The 6,504-nt window shown below is 49.8% G+C and carries 5 protein-coding genes; 2 read left to right on the top strand and 3 right to left on the bottom strand.

The features are described 5' to 3' along the window. Positions 1 to 1,045: 1,045 nt before the first annotated feature. Complete coding sequence (locus ACN0VL_RS12015) at positions 1,046 to 2,467, bottom strand: reverse transcriptase domain-containing protein (protein WP_417617682.1); 1,422 nt, start codon at positions 2,465 to 2,467, stop codon at positions 1,046 to 1,048. A 596-nt stretch (positions 2,468 to 3,063) separates the two neighbouring features. Beyond that, complete coding sequence (locus tag ACN0VL_RS12010; RefSeq protein WP_417617680.1) at positions 3,064 to 3,981, bottom strand: LysR substrate-binding domain-containing protein; 918 nt, start codon at positions 3,979 to 3,981, stop codon at positions 3,064 to 3,066. A gap of 69 nt (positions 3,982 to 4,050) precedes the next feature. Here ACN0VL_RS12010 and ACN0VL_RS12005 point away from each other — a divergent pair, with 69 nt between their 5' ends. Together ACN0VL_RS12005 and ACN0VL_RS12000 are read left to right on the top strand one after the other, a co-directional pair. Next, positions 4,051 to 4,653 (top strand): FMN-dependent NADH-azoreductase, encoded by a 603-nt coding sequence (locus ACN0VL_RS12005; RefSeq protein ID WP_417617678.1) that lies wholly within the window; start codon positions 4,051 to 4,053, stop codon positions 4,651 to 4,653. A 17-nt stretch (positions 4,654 to 4,670) separates the two neighbouring features. After that, positions 4,671 to 5,540: a pirin family protein gene (locus tag ACN0VL_RS12000; protein ID WP_417617676.1), complete on the top strand. Its 870-nt coding sequence runs from the start codon at positions 4,671 to 4,673 to the stop codon at positions 5,538 to 5,540. Between the two features lie 54 nt (positions 5,541 to 5,594). Here the strand turns inward: ACN0VL_RS12000 and ACN0VL_RS11995 are convergent, their stop codons facing one another. After that, positions 5,595 to 6,446, bottom strand: a complete 852-nt coding sequence (locus ACN0VL_RS11995; RefSeq protein ID WP_417617674.1) for a bifunctional allantoicase/(S)-ureidoglycine aminohydrolase — start codon at positions 6,444 to 6,446, stop codon at positions 5,595 to 5,597. Positions 6,447 to 6,504: the final 58 nt, after the last annotated feature.

Here is a 6,504-nt window from a genome sequence, read left to right as displayed (position 1 = left end):
TATAAATTAAAGATAAAAACAGCGCCGAGCTTCCAGCACCAAACGCCTGTTAAAAATACACACCGTCTTTTGTAGTCCTGCGCTTTAGCTGCAGGTCCTGCGGAGCAGGATGGTTTTAATAAAATCCCGCTGAGACGGGAGTGCGCGCTCAAAGCGGCACCCTACAAAAGCGCCCTATATTTCGCCGAGCGCCAGAAGTTATTTATTAACTTCCGTGGGTTCTGTGCTTATCGTAGCAAAGAATCGTGGCGAAGAAGTCTTTGCCTTTAAAGGCGAACCAGCCCTGAATCCACATTCGTGATGAGGTATTGTTAACCCCTTATACCAATCACATTAAACAATCGTTCTATTCGATTGTCATATCAGCCCCGAACAAAGGGCCTACTCCACCGACTCGCTACAAGCACATCCATGTGGCGCTCAGCACATGACATCCCTGTCATGTGATGGTCGGTGGAGCAGAACCCTTTGTCCTCCTTCATGCTGCAGAGTCTCCTGTTGGCACTGCCTTCGGGCAACTCAGTGCTCTGGGAGAGGCAACAGAGATCGCCTCCCAAATACCATGGTCGGTATTTCCCGAGCCCTCAGAGATGAGTTCATGGCGTGTCGTGGGAGGCGGCTGTTGTGCCTCTGGCACTCCGGCCCAATACCTGACCACAGACTTACTGACCTAATTGCCCTTAATTAACATTTTATAAGTCGTAACAATCTGATTTTATTAACAAAACTCTGTTTGCTGCATTGATTCTCGAGAATGAGGTCAGTAATATGATTGGTATAACTTCTTACTTCTATTGTGAGCGAAACTAGATGTGATTCGGCTTGTATGAGGGGATTGCTAAGATAACGGGGATGACTAAGATGCGACTACATACTCAAGAATTTTCTGGTGTAAGTAACCTTACGTAACTGATGCGGAAGTCTTCGATACAAGATCAAGCAGTGCGGCCTCCAAGTCGTTATGCATCCATACCTGTTATACCTGACTGCTTAGACAAAAACATGATTAAAACAGTTAAATTAACATCTAAATTCTTATAGCTGATTAAGGAGTTAACTTAATTTTCATGCGATTTATTTCTCTGAAAACCTGACTCTCAACCTGACGAATCTGCTTACCTATAGATTCACTCTTTGTAAGCTCTTCAGCTCGTTGCAAATATTTAAAAAATCCCAACCTAGGAGCGCCCTGAGGAAGAATACCTGCGCCAAGCTTTTGGTAAATATTAGAGCCATAAGCGTCGCCATACCCTAGTCGTGTCAGCCGAGCGTATAGTTGGCGTTTTTTTATAAATATAGTTTCATTTTTAATTGCAGCGATTTTAGCTCGTTTAATAGCTCTTTTAGCCTTGATCATAAAGTGAGCAATAGTAGACTCTCTGACCCGAATATTTACACCATCAAAAGTAAAGCCCAGATATGCCATCGGCCTTAGCACAGTTAGATTGTAATTTTGATCAAGATTAAAGCACTTTAAGGCCTTGGCAACTTCTAAATACCTACACCGCATGGTTTTGGTTGGTTCTACGGTTAAGCAGACTGTTTGTAACGCCTGCGTCACAATCCTTTCAGCTTTTTGTCCACTTCCCTTAGGTACAACTAACAGAATATCATCGCTATAGCGTCGATAGCTGCCTCCTAGCTCTTTTATATGTAGCTGGATAAGACTATCTACTTTCAACATGTATAGATTAGCTAGCACAGCACTGATTGGAAGCCCTTGTGGAATTCCAGCAGGGCTTCTTTTTAAATGAGCAGGCGGTTGTTTACGTTTTACCTCCCAAGCTAGCTCATGTCGAGGACGCAGTTTGTGTTTAACCTTTGAACGGAATTGGACTGGAGTACAAATAGCAGCACCATCCTTGCCGGCTCTCCGCCTAATTTCACCACTAAATAAGTCTCGCAAAACAGGTACAGTAACTGCACTATCGCGAGTGCAAGCTTTATAGACGGCGTAATGATCGGCAGGTAATTGTTCATGGCCAAGCAATTTTTCCCAAGCCTGTTTCAACAAGTGGTGGTCGAGGGTATCAAAAAAACCTTCGACATCAATTGCAATTACATCACACTCTTTTCTACTTTTAATTTCATTAAATGCATCTAAAGCAAAGTGAATATTATTCTTGGGAGAATCGAAACGCCGGTAGGCAAGTACATGCTCGCCTCCATATTTTTTATAACTATCCTCCAGAGCTAAGTTCAACTTTTTAGCATAATACGCATATATATGAGAGTCGCTATGCGCAGCATAAGCTATTGGACGATACTTAGTAGTATAAATTCGCCTACTAGTATTTTTTTCTTTCTTGCGGGAAATAACACACTGGGGATTAATGATAACCGGCCAAAATGCATGACTAGCGACATTATCTGGACATTCAACTAACCGACGAGCTTGATCCTTGTGGAGAGGTCGATCAAAATGTGCATAACCACGCCTGCGATACCAATCCAAATCTTGGCACATAAATATAATTCCCTTGGGTCCGGTGACAGCAAGTATTCTGCGGCCACTTGCTATGTGTCACCGTCTTGATGCACCTCTCGATACACCTGACCGGCAATGACAATCGTCACTACTGAGATCTTCACGAACAATTCAGCTTAGGGCTAAACGCTCATGCCGCAACATTACCTGTTTATATAATATGCTTGGAGGTATCCTATGAAGCAATACGCTAATCACATTGGCCAAGATACGCCGAACAATACTGTAATAGCTACAGTCTGGTATATCGTGAAGCACCATGCGATCGCATGGTTGGCTAACATAATACTTGACAAAGGTGTAACCAAACGGCCACTTGCTCTATAGCAAGAGTATGGCTATTCTGGCTTATGGACTCATAAGTGTCAACGCTCATTAAAAGCACACTTGTATGCGCATACTTAAATACTCACATTCACAATCCATTATTCATTAGCTACCAAAAAATAAGCTAGTGTCTGGCCTTTATCGTAGGCCATTTAACCGTTAACGATAATGCTGATGGCTTACCTACTCAAAGCAGCAAATTTTGATGACGGACGAAAAGGCGTAGCATACTTACTCACTAACCCGTCCTAGCTATTAAGAGCCACCACCAACATGTCGATAAAAGCACGGGTTTTGGCGGGCATTAAACGCCGGCCGGGAAACACCGCCCAGGCAATGTGCTCAGGCGCACTCCAGGCCGATAGCACTGGCCGCAATTGGCCGGCCTGCACGCTGGTTAGCGCAAACTGATGCGGAATTTCAACAATACCGGCGCCGGTGCAGGCCAGACGCATTAGCAGCTCTGGCGAGTTGGCCGTTAATCGCCCCAATGGCACGCCTTGCCACTGTTTGGCACCGTTGCGCAAATGCCATGTGGCAGGCTCGCCGGTACGAGTGAGTAAACGCACGGCCTGGTGTTGCTGCAAGTCCTCCGGCTGCCGGGGCTCGCCCTGTCGTAATAAATACTCGGGCGCGGCATACAGACCGCTGGAAAATACCGTGAGGCGACGGGCGGTTAGCAGGGCATCGTCGGGCAAGACGCCCATGCGTACGGCCAGGTCAAACCCTTCACCCAGCAAGTCTACCCGTCGGGCAGAAAGATCCAGCTCCAAAGACACCTCGGGATGCAGGGCAACAAACGCCGCCAGCATGTCGACCAAAAACAGGTTGGCGAAGTCACTGGGAATAGACACCCGCAATCGTCCGCTCGGTTGCACCTTGCGCTGCTCGCTCAGCGCCCAGGCCGCCTGCACTTCTGCCGTTATGTGCTGGGCATGATCCAGCAACTGTTCGCCAAACTCGGTTAACGTCATGCGCCGGGTCGTCCGCACAAACAGCCGTTCACCCAGTTGTTCTTCCAGTAGGGTAATGCGCCTGGATACCGTCGACTTGGGACGGCCCAGCCGGTTGGCCGCCTGAGTAAAGCTGTGCAACTGTGCCACTTGCGCGAAGATCAGCAAGTCATCCGCCGATAATTGTTCTGTTGATGGAACAATGTTACTCATTTACCCCACCTAATCATTGATTGGTCGATGATATAGAGTAATCACATCTTATCCAGGAGGCCATTCAAAATGAAAATATTACAAGTTAATGCCAGTGCTCGCGCCACAGATGCCAACTCGACTCGCGTTGCCAATCGCATTGTAGAGCGGTTGCTGGAAAACCATCCCGATGCCACAGTGCAGGTGCTTGATTTGGCGACTCATCCTGCGCCAGCACTGGATAACGAGGCCATTACCGCCTTGTTTACGCCCACCGAGCAGCGTAACGCACAGCAAGCAGCCAGAGTCGAGCAAAGCATGGCCCTGGTGCAGACGCTACAAGACGCCGATGTCCTGGTGCTGGGTGTGCCCATGTATAACTTTGGCATTTCCGGCCAGCTGAAAAACTGGATTGATAATGTCGTGCTGAACGGCGTGACGTTCCGCTATACCGACCAGGGTCCACAAGGCCTGCTGAAAGACAAGCAAGCCTATATTGGTTTTGCACGTGGCGGCATTTATCGCGGCACCGAGGCTGACAGCCAAACGCCTTATTTAAAGACGCTGTTAAAGTTTATTGGTATTACCGACCAACACTTTATTTATGCCGAAGGGTTAAACATGGGAGAGCAAGCCGCGCAAACCGGCTTTACGCAAGCCGAACACGACCTGGCGCAGGCCTTAAACGCATAACCTTCAGGAGCCTTATTATGTCTACTCTGTTGCCATCAGACGTTATTTCGCACTCACGTACTATTGAGCAAGTGATTACCGGACGCGCCACCTCTGATGGCGCAGGGGTCACATTAACGCGCTATCTGGATGCCTCGTTGCAGCAACGCCTCGACCCTTTTTTAATGCTGGATGCATTTGGCAGTGATGATCCCGACCACTATAGCGCGGGGTTTCCGGACCATCCCCATCGCGGCTTTGAAACCATTACCTATATGCTGCAAGGCCGCATGCTGCACCGCGACAGCGAAGGCAATGAAGGCTTGCTGGAGTCCGGTGGTGTGCAATGGATGAACGCCGGGCGCGGGGTGATTCATTCTGAAATGCCGCAGCAAATTGCAGGCCGCATGGCCGGTTTTCAGCTGTGGTTGAATTTGCCCAGCCATGAAAAGATGAGCACCCCCTGGTATCGGGATCTTGACGCCGACACCCTGCCACGTTTAGTAACTGACTCGGGCGCACACATTAGTGTGATTGCCGGTAACAGCCATGGCGTGCAGGGGGCGGTGCAACGCCCGATGACCGAGCCCGTGTATCTGGATGTGCACCTGCCGGCAGGCAGCCATTTGGTACAACAGCTCCCCCCTGCGCATAACGCATTTATCCAGTTGTATCAGGGTGAAATAGGCGTGGCGCAGCAAACCATGCAAGCGCCCGGCATGGCGATATTGAACACGGGTAACGACTGCGACGGGGTCCGTGTTCAGGCGTTGCAAGACAGCCGCTTTTTGTTGATTGCCGGTCAGCCACTGCATGAACCGATCGAGCAATACGGCCCCTTTGTCATGAACACCAAAGAAGAGATTTATCAGGCGGTGCAAGATTTTCGCCATGGCCGATTGGCCTGACACTAAAAAGGGCAGCCCCTGGGCTGCCCTTTTGCAATCATTAACTCGTGCTGCTTACTTGCGGTTACCGCGATAAGCAGGTGAAGAGTTCAACACCATGTGACGGTTAACGTCTTTGTACAGCAGGTAGCGGAAGCGAGTTGGGCCACCGGCGTAACACGCCTGTGGGCAGAAGGCGCGCAACCACATGTAGTCGCCGGCTTCAACTTCAACCCAGTCCTGGTTCAGGTGATAAACCGCTTTACCTTCCAGCACATACAGGCCGTGTTCCATGACGTGAGTTTCGTCGAACGGGATTACGCCGCCAGACTGGAAAGTCACTATGTTCACGTGCATGTCGTGACGCAGATCGGTCGGATCGGTGAAACGCGTGGTAGCCCAGGCATCGTTGGTGTCCGGCATGGCGGTCGGTTCGATGTCGTTTTCGTTGGTGACGAAGGCTTCTGGTACGTCGATACCTTCTACAAATTCGTAAGCCTTGCGTAACCAGTGGAAGCGTACCGGAGCGTCGCTGTTGTTGCGCAGGCTCCAGTTAGCACCCGGTGGCAGGTAAGCGTAGCCGCCCAGGTCCATGTGGTGCTCTTGGCCTTCCAGGGTCAGGGTCATTTCCCCTTCAACGACGAACAGTACCGCTTCGGCACCACTGTCCAGCTCAGGCTTGTCACTGCCGCCCTTTGGCGACACTTCCATGATGTAATGGGAGAAGGTCTCGGAGAAACCGCTCATTGGGCGTGCGATAACCCACAGGCGAGTCTCGTCCCAGAATGGCAGGAAGCTGGTCACGATGTCACTCATGACACCCTTGGGAATAACGGCGTAAGCCTCGGTAAACACGGCGCGATCGTGGATCAGCTGAGACTGAGGCGGCAAACCGCCCTTGGGAGCATAATAGGTATTACGGGCCATGATTTCTGTCCTTTAATACGAGAGGGCCGGTCACTGGCCGGCAAAAGCCACGCCCATG

Origin of the sequence: Oceanisphaera sp., assembly GCF_048268965.1 — a bacterium.
GTDB lineage: Bacteria > Pseudomonadota > Gammaproteobacteria > Enterobacterales > Aeromonadaceae > Oceanimonas.
The sequence above is the reverse complement of the archived record's forward strand: the minus strand, read 5'-3'. Positions and strand labels throughout refer to the sequence as shown.

Bases quoted from the DNA above. Each gene is read 5' to 3' on its own strand.
- ACN0VL_RS12000 (WP_417617676.1), top strand. From the start codon at position 4,671: ATGTCTACTCTGTTGCCATCAGACGTTATTTCGCACTCACGTACTATT.
- ACN0VL_RS12005 (WP_417617678.1), top strand. From the start codon at position 4,051: ATGAAAATATTACAAGTTAATGCCAGTGCTCGCGCCACAGATGCCAAC.
- ACN0VL_RS12010 (WP_417617680.1), bottom strand. From the start codon at position 3,981: ATGAGTAACATTGTTCCATCAACAGAACAATTATCGGCGGATGACTTG.
- ACN0VL_RS11995 (WP_417617674.1), bottom strand. From the start codon at position 6,446: ATGGCCCGTAATACCTATTATGCTCCCAAGGGCGGTTTGCCGCCTCAG.
- ACN0VL_RS12015 (WP_417617682.1), bottom strand. From the start codon at position 2,467: ATGTGCCAAGATTTGGATTGGTATCGCAGGCGTGGTTATGCACATTTT.